Annotated in this window: 2 protein-coding genes; both read left to right on the top strand. The window is 68.0% G+C overall.

The window, feature by feature from the left end; all coding sequences use genetic code 11:
- On the top strand, window positions 1-269 hold a 269-nt coding region (locus ACZ52C_RS41995), incomplete at its 5' end, for a hypothetical protein (RefSeq protein ID WP_469079793.1).
- Window positions 270-393: 124 nt separating this feature from the next.
- Window positions 394-798, top strand: a complete 405-nt coding sequence (locus ACZ52C_RS41990; RefSeq protein ID WP_469079792.1) for a hypothetical protein — start codon at window positions 394-396, stop codon at window positions 796-798.
- The last annotated feature ends 639 nt before the right edge of the window (window positions 799-1437 follow it).

The raw sequence follows: 1437 nt of genomic DNA, 5'->3' as shown, positions 1-1437 counted from the left end.
AAGGGCTTTTGCTCCTGCTCGACCGCGAGGTGGATCTTGCTGGCCAGTCCGCCGCGGGATCGTCCGAGGCCGTGGTCGGACGGCTCGACGAAGACACCGCCGGGCGGCTCCTTCTCAAGGTCCCCGACGGGACCGCCACCCCAACTCCCGTTCGATTAGCGGTGGTCGAACGCTGCCGCGTCCTGACCTCCACCCGCGGGTTCGCGGCAGCCGTCCTCGCACTCATCCTCCCCAAAAGCCCCCCGTCAGCTCCCATCCCCACCCGGTAACCTGCTGATCCGCGCCGAGGTTCCATACATCCAATCGATGAGACAGCCGCCCGGTGGCGCGGACGGCGGCCGTCAGAGGTATGTAGTGCGTAGCACAACGGGGAAGATTCTCACACTGACCACCATGGCGGCACTGGCGCTCGGCGTCAGCGTCTCGCCGGCCTCCGCGGCGACGACGGACAAGACGATCCGCAAGGTCAACGGCGTCTACGGGACGAGCGGCGAGTACTGGTACACCAACGGCAAGTCCTGGCGTGCCCTCAACTCGGTCGGCGCCCACAAGTCCGACATCACGGGCGCGAAGAAGCCGACGCTGTACGCCCGCTTCCTCTACAAGAAGCCCGGCGGCACGTACAAGGCCGCCAGTGGCTGGAAGAAAGCCAACGTCTACAAGATCCGCGGCAAATGGGAGGCCCACGCCGGCTGGGGCAAGAACGGCTCCCACACGGGCGCGAAGTACCCCAAGAACACGCTGATCTGCACCCAGTTCAAGGGCAGCAGCGTGAAGACCTGCGCCCCCCTCAAGTAACGACTCACCAGTGACCGGCCGGAGGCGGCACACCGGACCGCCTCCGGCACGGCCTCTCCGTAGGCGGAACACCTCGCGCTGGGAGCCGCTCCCTGAAGTCGGCTCCCAGGTGGCTCCCGGAGCCCGGCACGGAGGTGTCGACGTCCCTGCCCCGTGTGACAGGTCGCCCACCAGGAGATCGAGGGTCACCTCTTCATGGAGCGCGACGCCGACGGCGGTCATGGCGTGGGCGAGATCCGGGCCAGTCCGCGTTGACCGGCTGGCCGTCGAGCGCCAGTTGAGGGATGCTCTCGGCCTGGCTGCGAGCGGCCAAGTGCTCGGACACTCATGCGGTTCCTCGTCTCTGAGATGTGAGGTCTGGCCGTGGCAGGTGGTGGTGTGGCCGGTCGCGTGGTGCTGCGGGGCGGCCGGAGCGGTGTCGACGGCCGCCCCGCAGGCAGGGTGGCGCCCGTGGTCCGGGCGGAGTGGTTCAGCCGCTGATGCTGGTGAGGCGGATCGGCATTACCAGGCCTCGGAGGACGTCGGCCTGGTCGACGCCGTACAGGAGGCGGGCTTGGTCGCGGTGGTGAAGTTGAACTGTGCGACGGGTCCGTCGATCTGCTGGAGGGTCTTGAGCAGCAGGCGGGGTTGAAGGCGATG

The sequence above is a fragment of the Streptomyces sp. NPDC034049 genome, from assembly GCF_055575575.1.
Note: the sequence above shows the minus strand (reverse complement) of the source record. Positions and strands in the feature narration are given on the sequence as shown.

Excerpts from the sequence above, each read along its gene's own strand:
- ACZ52C_RS41990 (WP_469079792.1), top strand. The coding sequence starts at position 394 with ATGGCGGCACTGGCGCTCGGCGTCAGCGTCTCGCCGGCCTCCGCGGCG.